Annotated in this window: 25 protein-coding genes; 5 read left to right on the plus strand and 20 right to left on the minus strand. The window is 55.9% G+C overall.

Translation table 11 applies throughout. From position 1 onward, the window contains the following. Positions 1-25 precede the first annotated feature (25 nt). Genes PT279_RS09070 through PT279_RS09080 form a run of 3 tightly spaced genes read right to left on the minus strand, consistent with a single transcriptional unit; the run spans position 26 to position 4,146 of the window. Positions 26-1,165: a phage minor capsid protein gene (locus tag PT279_RS09070; protein ID WP_277167147.1), complete on the minus strand. Its 1,140-nt coding sequence runs from the start codon at positions 1,163-1,165 to the stop codon at positions 26-28. After that, positions 1,162-2,799, minus strand: coding sequence for a phage portal protein (locus PT279_RS09075; RefSeq protein WP_277167148.1), 1,638 nt, complete (start codon positions 2,797-2,799; stop codon positions 1,162-1,164). Before PT279_RS09075 ends, PT279_RS09070 begins: the two co-directional genes overlap by 4 nt. Before the next feature lie 21 nt (positions 2,800-2,820). Beyond that, the gene (locus tag PT279_RS09080) at positions 2,821-4,146 is read right to left on the minus strand and encodes a phage terminase large subunit (RefSeq protein WP_277167149.1); all 1,326 of its coding nucleotides are present in this window, start codon (positions 4,144-4,146) and stop codon (positions 2,821-2,823) included. A gap of 60 nt (positions 4,147-4,206) precedes the next feature. Here PT279_RS09080 and PT279_RS09085 point away from each other — a divergent pair, with 60 nt between their 5' ends. Continuing rightward, positions 4,207-4,419 (plus strand): hypothetical protein, encoded by a 213-nt coding sequence (locus tag PT279_RS09085; protein WP_277167150.1) that lies wholly within the window; start codon positions 4,207-4,209, stop codon positions 4,417-4,419. Here the strand turns inward: PT279_RS09085 and PT279_RS09090 are convergent. The 17 genes from PT279_RS09090 to PT279_RS09170 all read right to left on the minus strand — a co-directional run bounded on the left by PT279_RS09090 (position 4,402) and on the right by PT279_RS09170 (position 14,788). Beyond that, positions 4,402-4,881, minus strand: coding sequence for a helix-turn-helix domain-containing protein (locus tag PT279_RS09090; protein WP_277167152.1), 480 nt, complete (start codon positions 4,879-4,881; stop codon positions 4,402-4,404). The genes PT279_RS09085 and PT279_RS09090 overlap by 18 nt on opposite strands. A 204-nt stretch (positions 4,882-5,085) precedes the next feature. Further along, positions 5,086-5,919 (minus strand): hypothetical protein, encoded by an 834-nt coding sequence (locus tag PT279_RS09095; protein ID WP_277167154.1) that lies wholly within the window; start codon positions 5,917-5,919, stop codon positions 5,086-5,088. Between the two features lie 2 nt (positions 5,920-5,921). Further along, positions 5,922-6,386, minus strand: coding sequence for a hypothetical protein (locus PT279_RS09100; protein WP_277167155.1), 465 nt, complete (start codon positions 6,384-6,386; stop codon positions 5,922-5,924). Then, positions 6,376-6,849 (minus strand): hypothetical protein, encoded by a 474-nt coding sequence (locus tag PT279_RS09105; RefSeq protein ID WP_277167156.1) that lies wholly within the window; start codon positions 6,847-6,849, stop codon positions 6,376-6,378. The genes PT279_RS09100 and PT279_RS09105 overlap by 11 nt, the downstream gene beginning before the upstream one ends. A gap of 450 nt (positions 6,850-7,299) precedes the next feature. Further along, entirely contained in the window at positions 7,300-7,461 is a 162-nt protein-coding gene (locus PT279_RS09110) for a hypothetical protein (RefSeq protein ID WP_277167157.1), read from the minus strand. A gap of 1 nt (position 7,462) precedes the next feature. Next, positions 7,463-9,772 carry a bifunctional DNA primase/polymerase gene (locus PT279_RS09115; RefSeq protein ID WP_277167158.1) on the minus strand — a complete coding sequence of 770 codons (2,310 nt, stop codon included), beginning with the start codon at positions 9,770-9,772 and terminating at the stop codon, positions 7,463-7,465. Positions 9,773-10,059: 287 nt separating this feature from the next. Continuing rightward, complete coding sequence (locus PT279_RS09120; RefSeq protein ID WP_277167159.1) at positions 10,060-10,977, minus strand: hypothetical protein; 918 nt, start codon at positions 10,975-10,977, stop codon at positions 10,060-10,062. A gap of 21 nt (positions 10,978-10,998) precedes the next feature. Further along, positions 10,999-11,973: a PD-(D/E)XK nuclease family protein gene (locus tag PT279_RS09125; RefSeq protein WP_277167160.1), complete on the minus strand. Its 975-nt coding sequence runs from the start codon at positions 11,971-11,973 to the stop codon at positions 10,999-11,001. Next, entirely contained in the window at positions 11,954-12,157 is a 204-nt protein-coding gene (locus tag PT279_RS09130) for a hypothetical protein (protein ID WP_277167162.1), read from the minus strand. Before PT279_RS09130 ends, PT279_RS09125 begins: the two co-directional genes overlap by 20 nt. Continuing rightward, the gene (locus PT279_RS09135) at positions 12,154-12,324 is read right to left on the minus strand and encodes a hypothetical protein (protein WP_277167163.1); all 171 of its coding nucleotides are present in this window, start codon (positions 12,322-12,324) and stop codon (positions 12,154-12,156) included. Before PT279_RS09135 ends, PT279_RS09130 begins: the two co-directional genes overlap by 4 nt. Beyond that, positions 12,321-12,737 carry a hypothetical protein gene (locus PT279_RS09140; protein WP_277167164.1) on the minus strand — a complete coding sequence of 139 codons (417 nt, stop codon included), beginning with the start codon at positions 12,735-12,737 and terminating at the stop codon, positions 12,321-12,323. Before PT279_RS09140 ends, PT279_RS09135 begins: the two co-directional genes overlap by 4 nt. After that, on the minus strand, positions 12,734-12,910 hold the full coding sequence (locus tag PT279_RS09145) for a hypothetical protein (protein WP_277167165.1): 177 nt from the start codon (positions 12,908-12,910) through the stop codon (positions 12,734-12,736). Before PT279_RS09145 ends, PT279_RS09140 begins: the two co-directional genes overlap by 4 nt. Next, complete coding sequence (locus PT279_RS09150) at positions 12,910-13,500, minus strand: hypothetical protein (protein ID WP_277167166.1); 591 nt, start codon at positions 13,498-13,500, stop codon at positions 12,910-12,912. Before PT279_RS09150 ends, PT279_RS09145 begins: the two co-directional genes overlap by 1 nt. Continuing rightward, positions 13,497-13,970 carry a RusA family crossover junction endodeoxyribonuclease gene (locus tag PT279_RS09155; protein WP_277167167.1) on the minus strand — a complete coding sequence of 158 codons (474 nt, stop codon included), beginning with the start codon at positions 13,968-13,970 and terminating at the stop codon, positions 13,497-13,499. Before PT279_RS09155 ends, PT279_RS09150 begins: the two co-directional genes overlap by 4 nt. After that, on the minus strand, positions 13,960-14,322 hold the full coding sequence (locus PT279_RS09160; RefSeq protein WP_277167168.1) for a hypothetical protein: 363 nt from the start codon (positions 14,320-14,322) through the stop codon (positions 13,960-13,962). The genes PT279_RS09155 and PT279_RS09160 overlap by 11 nt, the downstream gene beginning before the upstream one ends. Continuing rightward, the gene (locus PT279_RS09165) at positions 14,277-14,489 is read right to left on the minus strand and encodes a helix-turn-helix domain-containing protein (RefSeq protein WP_277167169.1); all 213 of its coding nucleotides are present in this window, start codon (positions 14,487-14,489) and stop codon (positions 14,277-14,279) included. The genes PT279_RS09160 and PT279_RS09165 overlap by 46 nt, the downstream gene beginning before the upstream one ends. Positions 14,490-14,593: 104 nt before the next feature. After that, positions 14,594-14,788, minus strand: coding sequence for a hypothetical protein (locus PT279_RS09170; RefSeq protein ID WP_277167170.1), 195 nt, complete (start codon positions 14,786-14,788; stop codon positions 14,594-14,596). Between the two features lie 181 nt (positions 14,789-14,969). Here PT279_RS09170 and PT279_RS09175 point away from each other — a divergent pair, with 181 nt between their 5' ends. The 4 genes from PT279_RS09175 to PT279_RS09190 all read left to right on the plus strand — a co-directional run bounded on the left by PT279_RS09175 (position 14,970) and on the right by PT279_RS09190 (position 17,600). Beyond that, positions 14,970-15,431 (plus strand): hypothetical protein, encoded by a 462-nt coding sequence (locus PT279_RS09175; protein ID WP_277167171.1) that lies wholly within the window; start codon positions 14,970-14,972, stop codon positions 15,429-15,431. Beyond that, positions 15,428-15,829 carry an ImmA/IrrE family metallo-endopeptidase gene (locus PT279_RS09180; RefSeq protein WP_277167172.1) on the plus strand — a complete coding sequence of 134 codons (402 nt, stop codon included), beginning with the start codon at positions 15,428-15,430 and terminating at the stop codon, positions 15,827-15,829. The genes PT279_RS09175 and PT279_RS09180 overlap by 4 nt, the downstream gene beginning before the upstream one ends. A 25-nt stretch (positions 15,830-15,854) precedes the next feature. Next, positions 15,855-16,340, plus strand: coding sequence for a hypothetical protein (locus tag PT279_RS09185; RefSeq protein WP_277167173.1), 486 nt, complete (start codon positions 15,855-15,857; stop codon positions 16,338-16,340). An 81-nt stretch (positions 16,341-16,421) separates the two neighbouring features. After that, positions 16,422-17,600: a site-specific integrase gene (locus tag PT279_RS09190; RefSeq protein WP_277167174.1), complete on the plus strand. Its 1,179-nt coding sequence runs from the start codon at positions 16,422-16,424 to the stop codon at positions 17,598-17,600. Positions 17,601-17,658 lie beyond the last annotated feature (58 nt).

Genomic DNA, 17,658 nt, shown 5'->3' on the forward strand with positions numbered 1-17,658 from the left:
GCTGTCCGTTTCGGACGGTCGAAAATCATTTGGTGTTGGCCTTCGGTTTCAGACCGAGGTCGATCTGTTCGCGGTTTGGCCGGCGTAGCAGGCCGGTGGAATCCGTTAGGCCTTTGAGCTGGGCGCGGTAGTCGTGTATCTTCTTGCGTGCCGCGGCACGCATTTCGGGGGCTGGGGAGGCGAGCAGCACACGCTTCTGGGTGCGTATCCGCCGCTCCAGCTCACGCTGCTGTTGCGACGCCTTCCACATGCGCTCGTCGTCGGCCGACCATTCGCGCGGCTCCTGCAGCTTGTCGCCTTCATGCCAGGCGACGATGCTGTGTTCGCAGTTCGGATGGAACAATCCGTGCGCCCTTGCCTCGTCTATGGTCGCGTCGGCCCTCGGGTCGGGTGTGCGGCTTAGGAGTTTGCCTTGCCATGCGAAGCAGCGTGGGCAGGTGTGGACGTGGGTGGGGACGGTGAACAGGGTGATGCCGGCTGCCGTCATGACCTGCAGGTGCGCTTCGTTCAATGCGCGGATGGTGGCCGTGCGTACGGCCATTTCCACGTAGCTGGAGAGCTGCCAGTCGCGGCCGGCACGGTCGGTGAACCCGGTCGTGCCGTGCTGCAGGAGGTCGGTCATCATCCGCTGCTGCGAGACGCGGATGGGGTCGCCGTTGGCCTGCACGCTATGTGTGGCTGCTCCGGCTGCGGTCAGCTTGTAGATGTCGTTCTGCTGGCGCAGGATACGGGCACGAATGTTCTTCAGCTCAGTCTGCAAGTCCACTCGTATCGCGTCCGTGGCGCGTTGGCCGAGCGGCACGGTGAAGTCGAACTGTGGGGGTTCCGGCGGTTGCAGCACCCCGACATGCGACGGTGGCGAAGGCGGTATGCGCTTCGCCTGTTCCGCCGTTTCATGCCGGACACTGTCCACCAGATTCTCCAACAGCACCGGAGTCTGCGCGTCCAATTGATTGACTATCGCCACGGTCTCCCGTCGCAGCCGTGTGGCTGCGAACTGGACGCCGGCAACCATGTCCGTACTGCGAACGTAATTGAACGCTTTGCTCAGGGAACGAATCCACATCATGTCGCCCCAAACATACAGGGCGATGAGCGCGGCGGCAGCGGCATCGGATGATTGCGGCTGCCGCTGGCCTGATTGCTGTGACGGTTGCGTGCTCACTGCTTGCTGCCTTCACCGGTCTGCGGTTCGTCGGTTTTGTAGCCGCCGTGCTGGTCGATTTTGACGCCGCCGGTTGTGCTGCCGTTGTCGGCGACCGCTGAATACAGGTTCGTCGCATCGCTGATCGGCAGCATCGACAAATCGGACTTGATGAGCTCGACCTCGGTGTCAACCTTCTCGTCATCCCAATCGGGGTGAAGGATCTGCACGCGGGTCCGCACCGATGTGACCTCGGCCGCGTTCAGCAGGTTCAACGTCTGCGCAACGGTGTTGGGCGAATCCGTAGCTGCCGGCGGGAACTCTACCTCAGGCATCATCAAATCACCACGTTGAGGGCCGTTGAATACGAAGTTGTTGACGTCGAGCAGGGCCGCATAGAGTCTGCGGAGCTGTGGCCGCCAGTAGAGGATTTTGGAACTGCGGGTGAGCATCGTGAGACGTTCACGTTGCTGTGCTTCGGTGGCGGTCATGGCCACGTCGCCGGCGCTGCCGAACGTCGAGGCGCTGAACCCGCAAGCCGAGTAGGCCCGCTCCACGAGTTCCTGACAGGTTTGTTTATGTTCTTCCCAACGGATTGACGGTTGGAAAGTCTCCAGCATCTTGCCCTGGTTCAATGCGCTGCCGGGCTGGCCATTCAGCGGAGTGAAGATTTCCTGGTCTGCGTTGAATGTCGCACCTTGTCCGGGGCCGTGCTGTTCCAGCATCTGCCGGTTGACGAACACACGCGCTTTGCCGAGCCTGATGTCACGCATCCAGCTCGTGTACGCCTCATCGAGGGCGTCGAATATTCCCTCGGCTCCCTCGAAGTCGCTGCGTCCCAAGTACATGCCGGCGGGATCATTGCGCAGCCGGCGCTTGGGCTTAACGTTGGGCACGTAGACTGCGGTGAGCATATTGCTGCCGGTGTCGATGCCGGATTGTTCGTCTACTTCAAGATCTTTGGTGACCGGATGCGTGTCGAGTGGTACCCGATGGCCGAGCATGGTAGGCGAGTTGGACTCGTAGAGCGCATATTCGATGCGTCCCTTGGTGTAATCCTCCAACAGCCGATAATCGGCTTTCACGTTGCTGATGTGAGGCAGGTCGCTCCAGAAGGTGACGGATTTGAGGTGTCCGCCGAGCCCGAACACAGGGAGTGCGTGGTCGGGGGAGGCTGCAGTGATAAACGGTTTGTCATCTATGCTTTTGTCCCATTGGATGCGCAGGTAGGTACCGCCGAACACGCTGGCCAGTTCGCCCGCCTGCAACAGCTCCGCATGGGCACTGTCATCCAACAGGCTGGTGAGCGTGTCGCCGAGCTCCGTTGACTGATCGCTGCCATCATCGGTGTTGTCGCCGATGTGGATAGTCGGCATTTCAGCAAAGAGTTGCTCGCCGCTCATTCGTGCGATTTCGGCAGGCAGCGGCAGATGAAACTTGACCGGTCGCTGTTTCGCGTCGGTTGGTGTAGGTGTGCCCCAGAAGAAGCGTTTGACATGGCCGAACAAACCGATAGCGCCGGCTGTTTCGTTCATGTACAGGCTGCTGAGGGCGGTTTCGTCGCCGGCATACCAGGCGTTCTCGTGCCGGTATTCGTCCTGGATGCGGTTCTCGCTGATCGGTGGCCATAGGGTGTCGTTTTCGGGCATTGCCATTGATGAGCCTCCTTCAGGGTTTCACATGTTCAAGAGTGACTGCCATTCGGTTTCGGTGCTGGCGATGGCGTAGCGGAGTCCGTCAAGGCTGTGGTCGGCTTGTTTGATGGGCCTGTCGATACCCTGGTCGCTGGCTTTGGGGTCCCAGCAGTAGCCTGGGAATTCCTCGATGAGGCCTTTGCATTTGCTGCTGATGTGGAGTTTGCCGGTGTCGAGGAGGTTGGCGACCTTGCTGATGCCGTAGCTGACGTTGTTCTCGCCGTCGCCGAGATTCTGTATGCCATCCTGGGCGAGCTGCACCTTCCATGACGCTGCAGCGGGGTCCACGAATATCCATTCGGGCTGCAACGCCGATTCGTAGGGGAGGTGCGAAGCGTTGAGCCATGTGCGGAAGCGTCGACTAAGTTCGCCGTCGGTGATGCGGGGATTGCCGGCGCGGCTGTCGTAGCGGAACTCGTCGATAGCGTACAAATCGTGGCCGGTTATTCTGCCGTATTGGTCGCGGTTGGCGTGGAGGCCGAGCATGATGCCGGTTGAGGCGTTGGTGGTGCCGTAGTCGCAGCCGACCGCGAGGATGCGGATCATCTGGGGGAGTTGCTGCCAGTCGATGACGTGCTTGTCGGGGTCCCACATGGGGTAGACGGCGCCTTCGGCCGCGACCCATTCTGACTCGATCATCCGCCGATACCACAATCCGGTGTATTGGCGTTTCAGTTCCTCGATGTACTGGGGATTGTGCTTGACCAGCCACATGTTGTCCTCGAGGACGAACGTCACGCGGTAGAGGCTCAAAGCGTTGTCGGAATCTTTGCGATGTTCAACCCCGTTCTTGTCGATCCACAGTCTGGCGCGGTCGAGCCACTTGCGCTTCAGCCAATGCTCAGGCCCTTCGGGGTTGCATGTGAAGAACAACCGCGCTCCTGGGATACTGAGACGGCTGACCAGCATTGTGAACGCGGACTCGGGTATCACGGCCGCCTCATCAAGCAGGGCCCCAGCCAGGGTCAGACCCTGTATTTTGGTTTGTGCCTGTGCGTCGTTGAATCCGACGATGAGGCATTCGCGGCCGAATATCGTGCATATGCCCGTCGCGCGAGTGTATTGGATGCTCTTGGGGCCGAACCATTCAATGAGCGGGTGGATGAGGTTGTTGGCGATGGTACGCTCCGTGCGTCCACCGATAAGCAGCAGGCCTTGCGGTCCGTGCAGGCAGTAGTGAATCCAGTAGAGTAGGTCGCCGACCGTCTTTCCGCTTCGCACCGCCCCGTCGAAAGCGATAATCTTCGCCCATTCGGGTATTTGAATGGCGATTTTGGCCTTGCCGGTGAGAGGTTCGAGACTTGGCAATTGAGCCTCCGAATTTGCTAAACTTGAGTTGTATTATTCAATGTCGATTAAGGAGGCAAAATGAAATACAAAATTTTAGGTCCACATAAGCAGGTAATTAAAACGGTGGACAAAGTGGATGAAGTCAAACATGAAGATGGTTTCATCTACTTTTCAACAGGTAAGGCCGCTCAGCATGGTCAATTGAGATCTACTGAATACACCCCGATTTACATTATTAAAGATTCATGTGTGTTAGAAATTGAAGAAGAGGAATCAACTGATTCCGATTGATTTCAAGTAGTCATCGATAACTGTCGTTGAAGCCTCCGATTGCTGATCTACCCGTTCTAAATCAATTGACCGCTGCAGGGCGATGCCCACACTGGTCATGAGATTGCGGACGACATCGGCCGGAGGCTTCTTCATTTCGTGTTCTAGGTAGGAGCCTGATTGGGTGAACATGTATACCGGATAAGGTTTGTGCAGATCCTCGAGTAACGAAGTTGCTTCGTCGAGCAGACGATCTTTGAGTATGGCACGTTTGGCTGCGGCGTCTGCAGTTTTCGCCATGGTTGCGTTGACGGTTGCTCCACGTTCGAATGACAGTCCCATCAGGTCTGCGTATTTTTTGATGGTGCTGGTGGAGCGGTGGAGTGTTTTGGCGATGCTGTTGAGGCTTTTGCCTTGTGCGTGGAGTTCGCGTATTTTGTCTTGTTCGGCTTGGGTGACGTTGGGGTGTTTGCGTCGTGCCATGATTGGCCTCCTTTCGGTGGCCTTTCATGGCGTGGAGGTATGAGGATGCCGGCAGCCTGCGTGCTTTGGAACCGTTATTTGAACCATGTAGACAGTCTGCCGGCAAGGATGTTTGCAATGGGGAAATGAAGAGATGTTTGGAAGGGTTTGCTGTCTTTGCTTACACTTCTTCCACTGCAAGTATCGGTGACAGTTTGGTTTTTGTCAAGCTGCACCTGCGATTTTCAGCCGGTAGATGTCACAGTAGGCGTATTCGGGTTTGCCATCCTGGTTGGTTTGTGGGTTGATTTTGCCGCGTTTAGCCCATTGGTTGATGGTGTTGCGTCGTATGGTGATGCCCGAATCGGTGAAGGCTTTGCTGATTTCCGAGGCGGTGCCGGTTTTGGATTGGTCGAAGCAGAGTGTCTCGAGCCGTTTGAGTTTGACGGTTAGGACGCGTTGTTCGGTGCCGCAGATGGGGCAGGTGACCCATTGGTCGCGGCTGCCGGCGGTAAGCATGATGCCACACAAGGGGTTGGTGCAGGTGCCGATTTCGCGTCGTTCTTCTGGTGGGTCGAGGATGTTGTCGGCTTTCCTGGCAAGGCGTTCGTATTGGGTGAAGTACATTTCGGCGTCGGGGAATGTGTTGAGGCGTTCTGCTGCGGCGCAGTCGCAGAGCATGTCGAAGAGTGGTTCGGCTGGGGTTTCAGTGCCTTCGAGGATGTGGTAGAGTTCGCCGGTCGTGCTGTCGATGAGGTCGAGCAGGTCGAGGACTTCGAGCCTGATGGGCGTGGGTGGCACAGCGAGGATAACGCGTCCGGGCTGGTGACCGCCTGGGTGGAGTGTGGCGTCGAGGGAGTCGTGGATCTGTGTGAGGTCGCTGGCGATCTGATAGAGGGTGAGGGCGAAGCGGAGTTCGCATTCGTCGCAGAGGGTGTATGTAGAGTCGGTGGGTTTGTGGCAGTGCTGGCAGGTGTTCATGGTTTGTGTCCCTTCCTTGTTGCCGGCTAGAATGGTGATGTCGCTCAGGGCCCTGCCGGCAAGGCGGGGCTTTGCCATAGCTACTGCTTGATGGCTTGCTTCAGTTCTGATGTTGGCGTGTTCCAGATTCTTTCGAATGTTTTGATCTCCTGTTTCGTGAGCTTGATGTTGGTGGGAAATGGTTTGCCTGGTTTGCGTTGTTGTCGTAGCGGTTTGTAGGGTGTGTGGCTGATGGGTGCGAGCTGGCAGTCGTGGAGGCTGAGGTATTGGCCGTCCGGCGTGATGCCGTATCGTCCGCTCACGTCCTCGAGTTGGGCTTGTCGTAGTCCTGGTATCCATTGGATGCGGGTGAGTGGGCGTTGCAGGATGATGGCGATGGTGAGGTTCTGGCCGGTGATGATGCCTGGGTCCCATGATTCCCATACGCCTTGCCTGCAGCTGACGACCCATCGGCTGCATCCTTCGCATCGTTGTGCTTCGAGTTTGGCGAGGTTGCCTGGCGGGCAGAGGATGCGCAGCCATGACGGCTTCGGTTCACGCGGCACGGTCTTGCTTCTCCCAGTACCTGCGTTGTATCTCGTCAGCCCACTTCTGCCACGCTTTCGCACTAACGCATTGGACTGGTTCGAAGCCGAAGCGTTTGATGCATTGAGGGCAGACGGAAGTCACGTAAACTGGCTTGTCGCCGTGGATGATGGTGCATCGCTGCATATCGCAGGAAGAACAATGCTGTCCGCACAGATCGCAGGCCACGTAATCCTGGGTGACGAAATAGCCGGGTTCGGGCGGGTCGATGAAGTTGTTGCCGTCCAGGATGAGACGAAGATTCTTGAGTATCGCCGACGCTTGGTCAATGTACTGTGCGGCTTGATTCCATTCTTCGAGACCGTCTCTGTCGGCCAGCAGGATGTGGTCGTGGAGCGTGTCCATGTCGGTTCGGGCTTGGTTGATTTCGTTGAAGATGGTCAGCGCGAGTTGTTGGCTGACGATCAGATTCTTGTCTGTCATTTCTTTTTGCTTTCTGTGTTGATTTCCAATGCCTGTATTGCCGGTGATGGCAAAAGAACATCTCGAGCTTGCCGACTGGTCTCCAGATGAGGTGAAACTCGAAGCGTTCGGGGGAGATATCAACCTGCCACCATTGCCCGCAATCAGGGCAACGGTAGAAGTGTCCAAGATGAGCATGTGCAGGTAGACGACATGCGGCGTCGGTGGTCATGACTGGTTTCTTCCGTTGAGTTGTTTCTGTTCCTGCCAGGCTTCGTACATGGTGTGTTTGCCGTCGTCACCAATCAGGTACGGGAGCATGACCTCATCAAGGCCGACCATGCCGACTTCGACGATGGCGAGCTGGGCGTTGATCCAGTCCTTGACGATGCGCCAGGCGACACGTTTGGCCTGTTCTGGCGTACGACTCGGGGCTTTCTGCTCCTTAAGCAGGGTGAGAACGTTCTCGCTTCATGCCGGCAGCTGGTACCAGTAGCCTTTGAATTCGAAGCGTATGCCGTCCGGCTCGTTGGTCAGCATGATGTTGTTCACGCCGTGTTTGGTGAGCAGGGCGACGATCTCGCCTTTGGTCTTGTCCGCATCCACCCGGGTACGGTAGTTCATCACTGCCATTTCAGTTGCCTCCTAGTTGTCGTTCGATGGAATTCCAAGTCGTAATCAGCTCGTCATCTTTCAACCCGCTGGCATGGCCGCGCTGGAAGAAATCAGAGTGGATAGCCTGCCGGTTCTCAGGATGATTCAACAAGCGCCCGTATGCCCAGTCATGGAGTGTCTGGTTACGCTGCCCCTTGGGTATCGGCGTCATATCCGGACGTCCGTTCCGGCTATTGCCGACCGGTTCGGTCAACAGTTCGTCAAGCGATGACAGTGAAGTATCCGCGCGTTTTGGCGTTGCGAACGTTCGCGGCTGCGCGTCGCATCCTTCGACGTAGCCGTTGTCTTCGAGCCATTGGGCCATCTTCTTGGGCATGACTGGCACTTGGTTGTTGGGCATGTCGAGGAGCCAGTAGTCGCCGTTTGTGGTGTGGCTTCCGGGACCGATGACGTAGCCTTTGCGCTCGCATCGGATGTCAACGGGAATGCCGTTGGAATGCACTGAGTTTTTCAGTGTGCCCATGAGTTCGGCGGGTAGGGCGTAGTAGGCGTGGACTCCGCCGGATGGAGTGCCGACGAGATACGTGGATGGGAAGTCCTGGCTGCCGTATTTGCCGATCTCCTGGTTGAGAACGGTCCAGCCGTCGCTGGTCTTGCCGTCTTTGCTTTTGTCCATGTCGATGATGGCCATGCCCTTGTTGGGTACGACGGCATAGGATTCCGTTGTGGGTCGGATGCTGGTGTCGAGGTTTTGGTCTTCGGTGAGTCGTTTCCAGTTTTTGGCGACTTTCTGTTCGGCGGGGACGAAATCGCAGTTGAATCCCATCGTGTTCGGCAATGGCAGCGGGTCGGCCTCGATAGGCTGAGGAAGGTCAGGGGTGTCGTCGATTTGTTTGGCGAGCTGTTCTCGGTCATGCTCGTAGGCTTTACGGTAAGGGGCGAAACGGACTTCATCCTTCACAATGAGTATGCGAATGGATGTTCCTTGTTCGGGGACCCATTTCACTCCGCCTCTGGTGAGTCCGAATCGTGCCAGCAGGTCGCGTTGTTCGTAGCGTTTGGTTCCTTCCAGCATGCTGCTGGGTGCATAGCCGTTGGCACATATGGTGTTGATGATGGATTGTTCGAGGTCGGTGACGTCGTTGGCGCTGCCGACGCTGACGTCGTCGAACGGGTTTTCGCCGTGGTTTTCCCAGAGTTTGCAGCTGGCCATGATGAACGGTGCCGCGCCGTATTGTTTGCGGAAGTCCAGCAGTGGTTGGAATTCCTGTGGTTTTCTGCCGTCTTTCATGCGGATGTAGGCGAAGCGTCGTGCGACGGCTGCGTTCATGGTGGTGATGACGGAATTGTTGGTGGCAACGATGAAGGTGCATTTGGGTGTGAAGCTGACTGCGTTCTCTCCGATCCTTCGGGCGGTGACGCTGTCGCCGGTCGAGATTTTCTTCAGATAGGTGAGCTGGTCGATGCCGATGGTGTCGGCGTCCTCGTCGTAGGCCCATAGGGCTCCGATGAGTTTGCCGGTCTCCTGCTGGGTGTCAAATCCTCCTGAGCCTCGGCGTCCTCCGAGGATTTTCTGTGAGTCCACGGCGACGGCGAGTCCTGGGAATGAATTGGCGAGCGTGCCGAGGAGGATGCCTTTGCCGTTGCCTCCGTCCCCGTAGAGCACGTAGGTGAGGTGCTTGTAGGGTTCGAGCAGTGGGGTGGCGAACATTCTGGCGAGATTCATGGCACTGTGTTCGTCTTCGGTGATGTCGCGCATGAAGGCGACTGCCTGTGTGGCGAGCCTGGCGTTGAAGGGCTGGTCGATGGTCAGCTCGTAGGGTTCGTCGAACATCTGATCACCAGAATGGTAGCGGACGATGCCGTTGGTTTCTCGTTTGAAGGCGGTGTCCTGGAATTTGATGCCGTGGCGGACGCGTTTGTCGAGTTTGCGGCATTCGACGACGAGCTGCTGATTCCAGGGCAGGTAGGCCTTGTTGCTTTTGACGTGGTATTCGGCTTCAAGGTTGGTGATCGCGTGCCATGTGTCGAGTAGCTGGTTGTTGCCGGTCTGGTCTACATCGCGGACGTAGAGCGTATGGTTGTCATCTCCGAGCAGAAGCGAATCGTTGCGGTAGTCCCATAGGGCTTTGGCGTATCCGTCGTCGGCGTATGGTGTCGGGTTTTTGCCCCAGGTGTTCCTCGGAATCTCCACAGTCTGACCGGTGCGATCGATGAACGTGTTCGACGTGTTTTCGAATCTGGAGACTTTCATGCCGAGCAGCAGGTCGGGGACATGTTGGGGGCCGTTGGGGATTTTCGAGCAGGAATGATGGTAGAAAGCGTCCATTTTATACAGTCCTTACGCTCCTTACGCTTTCCTTACGCTGTAGCGTAAGGCGTGTTAGCCCAATAATTTCAATGTTTTTCACTATGTTCCTTACGTTCTTACGGTTCTTATAGGGGTGATACGCAGTAAATAAAAGATATATATGCTCAGCAGCGTAAGGAATCAGCGTCGGAATACTTCGGAATCGTTGATTTTTCAATGGTTTCATTTCCTTACACTTCTTCCTTACGTTGCTGAGGTTTATTTTTTAAACGACTCGAATTCGAGAGGTTTAAATTATTACTGATCTAGAAATTGCCGGCTACGTCGTCCTCGCTGCCATGGTTCGGCTGCAAGGCGTTGGTGACGGTGGTTTCGGGCAGTCCAATGAGCGCGGCAATCTCTTGCGGGCTCTTGCCGAGCGCTTGGAGTTGCTGCAGTTGCTGCAGGTTGACTTGGGGGCCGGTTTGCATTGGCGGGGTCGCGCTCGGCTGGGGCTGCGGCTGGTATTGCTGGCTTTGCGCCTGCTGGGCCGTGTTGGTCTGCTGGAATTGCTGGTTCTGGGCTAGTGCGGGCTGTTGCATTGTGGGCTGTTGGAATTGGCCCTGCTGTTGCGGCGTGTAGCCGGTCTGCTGGTTTTGCGTTGGTTGGTTTTGCTGTGGGTTGAGCAGAGTGTCGGGGCTGTTGGCTGGTTGGATGACGAAGCTGTAGAGCTTGGCCGGCATGGCGGGGTTCTTGCTTTGCGGGTCGGCTCCGACGTAGGTTTCGGTGATGGTGTCACCGGGCTTTGGCGCCTTCTTGATTCCCGCGTTGCGCATGGCCTCGCGGAACGCCTTCAATTGGCCGCCCCAGCCTTTCACGTATAGGCTGCGTCGGCCGTCGTCATCCTCATCGTCGCGCAGGGTGGTCTGGATGACCATGTGGATCTCCTGCTGTGGTTTGCCGTCGTTCCAGAAGGCGGGTTGTTGGGTGTTGAAATCGCGTACCTGTTGGGTTTCGATGAGTTCCAGGGTTCCGGTGACGGTGCTGCCGGGTTGGCTGTCGCGGCCGAAGAAGGCTTTGGCGCCGCTGCCGGAGAGCAGGTCGTCCAATCCGCTGAGCTGTCCTCCCTGTGGCTGGACGGGTTGTTGGCGTGGTTGGCCTTGCTGTGGCCATGTGTTGCCGCCGCCGTATTGTGGCTGCTGCCCGTATCCGTTGTTGTACTGCTGGTTGTTGTTTGCGAACATTGTTGGTTCTCCTTTTGGTTGTTATTTGGTTGGTTGTGGCTGGTAAGTGGGTTCGAGAAGCGGGATCAGTTGTCGCCATTTCTCGGGGACTTCGGGTCGGGGTTTCTCGTCGATGCCGAGGCCGAGCTGGTCGCTATCGGGCCATGTGCCGTCGTTGAAGTCATGCGTCGGGCTTTCAGGTAGGAGCGAGATCCATGCGTCGCGCATCTCGGGCCCGTCGGTCTGTTCGATGACGTCCATGAGGTTGACGAGGAGCTGGGCCCGGGCGAGTGCCCATTGGCCGGGCTTGGGGTCGAACGGCCATCGTCTGGGGACGGTGTCGTTGAGGCTGAGCCCGGTGCGTGGCAGGAAAATGTCGCTGACCCATTCGACGGGCAGGTCGGCGTTTCGGATGCCGAGCCCGTAAAGCGAGACTTGTACGCGGTATTGTTGGCTGACGCCGTTGGCCTTGACGGTCTTTGCGGTGGTTGTGCCGACGTTCTTCCAATCGATGATCGTCGCGCAGCCCGGGATGTAGAGGTCGATACTGCCTGTCACGTCGTAGCCGCCGTACAGCCCCTCCAAGTGGCCGACTGTCACCTTTTCTTCTGTCAGGAAGCGTTTGTAATCGCGGAAACGTCCAAACATCGTATCGAGCATGTTCTGCTCCTGCTCATCCTTTACCTCGTTCAAGGAGTCGAAGAGGCCTTGGAGTTGAGCATGGACGCTGGTACCCACGTAGGTCGCCCAGTTTGGCTGTTCGGGATGGGGCCATCCGGCGAGCTTCGCGGCCAGCGTGTGGAGGCTGTCGGTGCCGAGCTCGCTGGGGCCGATGGTCTTCTGCAGGCTGCGCGGATTGTTGACGATGGCATTCTCGATGACCGCGCGGATCCTCGGCCACAACACCGTGTCATCACCGGAGACCTGAGCCTCCTGCTTCACGGGCTGCTGCTTCTGCTGTCGGGCTTTGGCGACGGCGAGCACCGCGCTATCGGCGCTACCGGTTGTCTTGCTCATGCTTCAGCTCCTTCAACGCACGTCCTGCCTCGCGGCGGATATACTCCACATCCGTTTTGCTGATGCGGGTTCTGGTCACACTGTCGGCTTGGACGATTTCCAGCTTGAACCCGATGCCGTCGCCGGGGGAGTCGCTGGCCTTGTCGCGGATGATCATGAACCCGCCGTCGGTGATATTGCTCATTTCTTCAACCTCGCTTCCTGCTCCTGGATCTGCAGTGCGGCGTCACGGCACACCTGGTCGAACTTGTCGCTTTTGATGATGTACAGATCGTCGGTGAGATCCAGATCATGTTTCTGAATCGCATGGCCGACGGCCTTTTCGATGTCACTTCTCAATTGCCGGATCATTTGACCACCACCGTGCTTTTGCCCTGATCGAACAGGCCGGCCAACGCGTCCTCGCCTAGCTTCTTGCGCGCGCCGGTCGAATCCGGGGCTATCTTGTATAATTCCGGATAGTCTTCGGCCGGATACTTGGCTTTGAACCGGCTCGCGTTCAGACGTTTCGACCCCTCGCGCACCTGGACCTTCAGGTCGCCGGCCGCATACGTACCGGGCTCGTGGGTGTCAAGGATGTCCTGCTTGAGTTGGTCCACCTTCGCTTGGTTCGCCTCGATCTCGGCCTGCAGGCTCACGATCTTCCGCGCCTGCGCCATCAACAGATTCGCTCTGCCCTCGTTGATGTCCTTCGCATCCTGTTGCTCGGGATCGGGATTGATCTGTGGGTGGAGGGTGGTGTTCTTGTCGATTGTGGTTGTCATTTCGATTGCTCCTTGTTGTTTCTTGCGCTTTTGATGGGTACCCACATGGTCTTGTGGTTGGGGTGGTTGAATCGGTGTATGTTGCACGCCTGAATCGCGTTCTCGATATGGGTTGGCGGGTTCAGGACGCCGCAGGTCTTGCACCTGGGGATGTAGTGATTGAGGTCCGTCATCAGTCCACCGTCGCCAGTTTCGGCTGAATGGCCTTCAGCTCGTGTTTGATGCGCCTGATCTGCTTCTCTGAATTGGCCACGGCGGTGTACGCGAGCCTGCCGGCGTCGTCGTACTTGAATCGCTGCCCGCACTTCAGGCAGTACACTGGATCGGGATTGTTCTTGTACGAGTCGATTAGCCACTTGTTGTCGTTTCCACTCGGCTGTCCCCACAGACTCGTGCCGCATCTCGGGCAGATGGAATACGGGGGTTCGTCGATGACAGCTTTTGGGCCTGCGGTGCAATAGCCCATGATCTTCCAAGGGTCGCCGTCCTTGTCGAGCTGGTTGGCGTATATGGTGATGAGCCGGTCGATGTACTTGCAGGCGGCGAACTGGAACTCGAAGTCTTTGAACGCCTCGTAATCGCCGAACATCGCATTTTTCGCGGCCAGATAGCTGACGGCTACCCTCATCGAGTCCGGCCACGCCTTCGTCGGATCGACCTCGATGCTTATCGTCGTCGGTTTCGGCTTTTCGTTCCTCGGTATGTCCTGGAACACCTCGAGGTTCACCGTTATCTTCTTTTTAGGAATAGTCAGAAAGCTCATTGCCATTGCTCCTTTCCGATTTGGCTGATCTCAGAGATATAGATATGCGTGTGCGCCTGGTAGGGCACGCCATCGTGTGTGAGCGGGTCGCCGGCCTTGCGGTTGCGCATGCCACGTTTCCCTTGCACTCTTTTGTCGGGAAGGATCTTGCGCACGGTGGCTTTCATGATCTGCTTGTCATCCACGTAAGCGACGCCGTTCAGCGCGTCCGTGGCCAGCTTCGCGAGATTGTCCCAATCTTTGCCTGTACGGTCGGGCATCCAGAAAGCCAATGCGACTTCGACATCGCCGGTGAACGGTTGTGCATCGGGGTATTTCGTAATGAATGTGCTGTAGACACGGTTTTCGGCGTCTTTCGTCTTCTTCGGGGTCACACCATGCATGCCTTTGCCGCTGGGGTTCCGAAAGACTCGTGGCCGGCCTTTCGACTGTGGTGGTCCCGGAACGACGAACCTGAATTCACTTATCATCGGTCTTGCCTTCTTTTGTACTGTTGTCGAGTTTGTTCTGCAGTTGTGCGTTGGCGTCGGCAAGCGCGATGCAGGTGGTCTCCAACGAGCTGATACGGCTGTCACGCCAATCCTCGCTGGTGGCGAGTTCGTCCCAACGGCATAGCAGGGACGCGGTCAGGGGGATGGTGACGAGCACGGTCAGCAGTTGGAGAATCCCCAGCTGCCCGTTGGTGAGGCCGGCGACCAGCCATGTGATGCTTACGCACATGGCCACGGCGCTCACGGAGCCGCCTGCAAGGCAGATGAGCGCGGCGGTTTTCTGTTTCAGGTGTATTCTGCTGTGCTTTGATGCAGGTTCTCGTCCAGCCACTTCTGTATGTCGCTCTTCCAATACCGGATGGTTCGTCTCCCGCATTGGACGAATTTCGGTCCCTCTTCGTGGAATCTGAGTTGGCTGAGATAGTTCCGTGTGACTTTGAGGATGTCGGCGGCCTGCTGGGTGGTCAGAATTTCGTCGTCCTCCAACGTGCGTGCCATCGGCTCCTCCCTTTGATAAAATGCTATTTGGCATGGTTTCTTTTCTTTCTGTGTCGATTTGCCGCAGTTCCAGCTGCGGCATTTTTATTTTTTGTGAATCCTTTCTATGCGGCTTCCGTAACGGCGGAGGTTTTTTGCTTTTCGGCTTTGATAGCGTCATCAAGAATTTTTACCGGGTCCGCACCAACGGTTTGGGCCGTGGCGATGAACTCACTGAGACGCATGTCATCGCTTTTGAGATGTTTCGCCACACTCAGCCGGTTGATTCCGACCGCTTGTGCGATCTTTGTCTTCGGCACCTCTGCGAGTAATGATTGGACTCGAAGGCTTTTCACGGCCGAAGCTGCTGTGTTGTCATGTGACATCAATACATATATTGTCACCTGGCAACAATGATTGTCAATTGTTTCGGCGTGTTGCCGCCTGACAACACTCTTTTTAATTTGTGATTTTTTGCTGTCAGGTGCTATCGTTTGTCACATGGCAACAAAAGTGAGTTGGAACAAATTTGATTTCGCTGCAAGTGAGACGCTTGACAAATTAATGTCCGAAACCGGTATTTCATATCGAGAAATGGAAAATCTTACCGAAGGGGAGATTACTTATAGCAGAATTCGAGATATACGAATTGGCAGAAGGGCGCCGGTCAGATTATCAGAATTTATTCTTTTATGTTCTATTAACCATTGTCTTCCACAGCAGGGTCTTCAGATGGTACTCGACCGAGTGAAACAGGATGAGCAAAAGGAATATGACGATGAAAACGAACGCATAAGTCGTGAAAAATGGGAATCTGCTAATAGTTTGATTTCATCTGAATCAAAGGATGATGTCCCCACGGATGACGATCGTTATCGTGCTCTCCACGCCGGTGATTTGGGTCTTGCGGCGAAGCAGGGTGATATTGAGGCTGAGCAGCAGGCGTATGAGGAGATGCCATGACGGATATCGAGGCGTTTGCCCGACGACGGGCGAGGGTTTTGGTGTTGCCGATGGGCAAGGGTTTCAAAGGCGCCTATGACTTCGAACGCGACACCATCTACCTTTCGGACAAGCTTACGGACGTGCAGCATAGATGCGTGCTCGCCCACGAGCTTAGTCACGCTATACATGGCGATAAGGGATGTCGCAACAGTCATGATGTTGTAGAGCTGCGTGCCGATGTGGAGGCCGCCAAGATGCTTATCGATCAGGCGGATTACATGCAGGCGGAGCAGTGTTGCGATAATCCTACGTGGATTGCCCGCGAGTTGGGCGTTACCGTCGATCTGGTTCGTGCTTATCGTTACTGGTTGCATGAGAGTATGCCGAGAATTTGTTATGACGATTTGGTGAGTTGAAAGGAATATTTAAAGGAGGAAAGAGATGGAAGAAATTGAATCGGTCAAGAAACAGAACAAGATTCTAAAAATTGTCATTGTTGTCATTGTTGTGATTGTGATAGTAGCCGTTGTGGTGGCGGGTGGTTTGACCTATTCCAAACACAGAGAAATAGCTGCAGAACAGCAGCAGCAACAAGTTGCTGCGGAAAAGAAAAAAGAAAGACTCATGCTGGATAAGAATATGCTGCATGGCGCATCTCAATGTCCGGTTACTGAGGGGATTGACAGCGTGAAACTAGGGGACAATGGAAAGTCTTTGACTTATTCGCGTGATTACAACTATGTCAACGGCTTCGATTGTGTGGCTGAAGATATAGAAGTTCCAGACTCCATCAAAGAGGAAATCGAATCAACAACAATATTATCCGGTCGCCAAACCGACGATTGGGGAGATTTTCATGTCTCGTGGATTGCCCATGGTCCTGGCGTGGGGATGACGGTTACCTTCAGTCTTAAACAAAATCTTTAATTAAATATTCTTATGATTTGTTCTTTCGGAAATTCCGGAAGGCTTAGTTTCCTATACCTCAAACAGGAAAGGAGTTGGAACATGGCGGTCATCAAACAATATAAGACAGCCAAAGGAATACGATACCGAGTCCGCTATATGAAGCCGGATCATACCGAGACCAGCAAACGCGGGTTCAAGCGGAAACGTGACGCGGAGCTATGGGCATCAAGCCATGTGACCGTGGCCATCGCCAATGACGACTATATAGATCCAGGCAAGGGGAAGGTCACGGTAGGTCAGCTTTACGAAGCATGGTATGCCGGCCACAGATCCTTGTGGAAGCCCTCCATGGCCCACACCACGGAGGTCTCATGGCGGACTCACGTAAAAGACACATGGCAGAACGTACCCATCAAGAATGTGACCCGCAGCAATGTTCAACGCTGGATCAGCGGGCTTGCCGGTGAACGCAGTGCCAGCACCACGCTCAAAGCCTACGGGATACTTAAAGGTGTGGTCGATGACGCTCTGAAGGACAGACGCATCTCGCGTGATCCTTTGGAGGGTATCAAACTGCCCAGAAAACCGAAACGAAAGTCTCGGCGCGTTTATCTGACGATTCCACAGCTGATTGCGTTCGCCGACGAGTGCCGCAACGCCCAGGAAAGAGGCGAGGAGCGGCGTGCCTTGATTCTCCTGCTCGGATTCTGCGGACTTCGTTGGGGCGAGGCTGCGGCGCTTCGTGTCGGTGACGTCGATTTCCTCAAGCACAGGATAGAGGTGGTCGGCAATGTCGTGAGAATCGGCTCCAACGAGATTGAAGGCACCCCCAAAAGTGGACAGGGGAGAAGTGTGCCGATGCCTAGAATCGTGGAATCTGCTCTGCTTGAGGTCTGTGCGGGCAAGGCGGAGAATGATCATGTATTTCTTGACCCCTCCGGCCACACGATCAAACCCCAGTCGGTCGCCGACCTGAAAGGGAACCGTACCTGGTATGTCTCGGCGTTGAGACGTCTCGGATACCTGCCCGAGGATATGCCTTCACCCCATGATCTGAGGCACACCGCGGCTTCTATAGCCGTGCACGCCGGCGCCAACGTGAAAGCCCTTCAGAGGATGCTTGGCCATGCATCTGCAGCTATGACGTTGGATGTGTATGCAGACTTGTTCGATTCCGATCTGGACGACGTTGCCCGGATGATCGATGCAGGTGTCGAAGTGGAGACTGGAATAAAAACCGGCCAAAAACCGGCCAAAAAGTCTCTAATCAAAAAATGAACCCTTGAAATCATTGCGATTCCAAGGGTTCGAATGTGTGGGCAATAAGGGATTCGAA

Origin of the sequence: Bifidobacterium sp. ESL0784 (genome assembly GCF_029433295.1) — a bacterium.
Classification (GTDB): Bacteria; Actinomycetota; Actinomycetes; order Actinomycetales; family Bifidobacteriaceae; genus Bifidobacterium.

Excerpts from the sequence above, each read along its gene's own strand:
- PT279_RS09075 (WP_277167148.1), bottom strand. The coding sequence starts at position 2,799 with ATGGCAATGCCCGAAAACGACACCCTATGGCCACCGATCAGCGAGAAC.
- PT279_RS09085 (WP_277167150.1), top strand. The coding sequence starts at position 4,207 with ATGAAATACAAAATTTTAGGTCCACATAAGCAGGTAATTAAAACGGTG.
- PT279_RS09090 (WP_277167152.1), bottom strand. The coding sequence starts at position 4,881 with ATGGCACGACGCAAACACCCCAACGTCACCCAAGCCGAACAAGACAAA.
- PT279_RS09095 (WP_277167154.1), bottom strand. The coding sequence starts at position 5,919 with ATGGCAAAGCCCCGCCTTGCCGGCAGGGCCCTGAGCGACATCACCATT.
- PT279_RS09105 (WP_277167156.1), bottom strand. The coding sequence starts at position 6,849 with ATGACAGACAAGAATCTGATCGTCAGCCAACAACTCGCGCTGACCATC.
- PT279_RS09110 (WP_277167157.1), bottom strand. The coding sequence starts at position 7,461 with ATGGCAGTGATGAACTACCGTACCCGGGTGGATGCGGACAAGACCAAA.
- PT279_RS09115 (WP_277167158.1), bottom strand. The coding sequence starts at position 9,772 with ATGGACGCTTTCTACCATCATTCCTGCTCGAAAATCCCCAACGGCCCC.
- PT279_RS09120 (WP_277167159.1), bottom strand. The coding sequence starts at position 10,977 with ATGTTCGCAAACAACAACCAGCAGTACAACAACGGATACGGGCAGCAG.
- PT279_RS09125 (WP_277167160.1), bottom strand. The coding sequence starts at position 11,973 with ATGAGCAAGACAACCGGTAGCGCCGATAGCGCGGTGCTCGCCGTCGCC.
- PT279_RS09130 (WP_277167162.1), bottom strand. The coding sequence starts at position 12,157 with ATGAGCAATATCACCGACGGCGGGTTCATGATCATCCGCGACAAGGCC.
- PT279_RS09135 (WP_277167163.1), bottom strand. The coding sequence starts at position 12,324 with ATGATCCGGCAATTGAGAAGTGACATCGAAAAGGCCGTCGGCCATGCG.
- PT279_RS09140 (WP_277167164.1), bottom strand. The coding sequence starts at position 12,737 with ATGACAACCACAATCGACAAGAACACCACCCTCCACCCACAGATCAAT.
- PT279_RS09145 (WP_277167165.1), bottom strand. The coding sequence starts at position 12,910 with ATGACGGACCTCAATCACTACATCCCCAGGTGCAAGACCTGCGGCGTC.
- PT279_RS09150 (WP_277167166.1), bottom strand. The coding sequence starts at position 13,500 with ATGAGCTTTCTGACTATTCCTAAAAAGAAGATAACGGTGAACCTCGAG.
- PT279_RS09155 (WP_277167167.1), bottom strand. The coding sequence starts at position 13,970 with ATGATAAGTGAATTCAGGTTCGTCGTTCCGGGACCACCACAGTCGAAA.
- PT279_RS09165 (WP_277167169.1), bottom strand. The coding sequence starts at position 14,489 with ATGGCACGCACGTTGGAGGACGACGAAATTCTGACCACCCAGCAGGCC.
- PT279_RS09175 (WP_277167171.1), top strand. The coding sequence starts at position 14,970 with ATGGCAACAAAAGTGAGTTGGAACAAATTTGATTTCGCTGCAAGTGAG.
- PT279_RS09180 (WP_277167172.1), top strand. The coding sequence starts at position 15,428 with ATGACGGATATCGAGGCGTTTGCCCGACGACGGGCGAGGGTTTTGGTG.
- PT279_RS09185 (WP_277167173.1), top strand. The coding sequence starts at position 15,855 with ATGGAAGAAATTGAATCGGTCAAGAAACAGAACAAGATTCTAAAAATT.
- PT279_RS09190 (WP_277167174.1), top strand. The coding sequence starts at position 16,422 with ATGGCGGTCATCAAACAATATAAGACAGCCAAAGGAATACGATACCGA.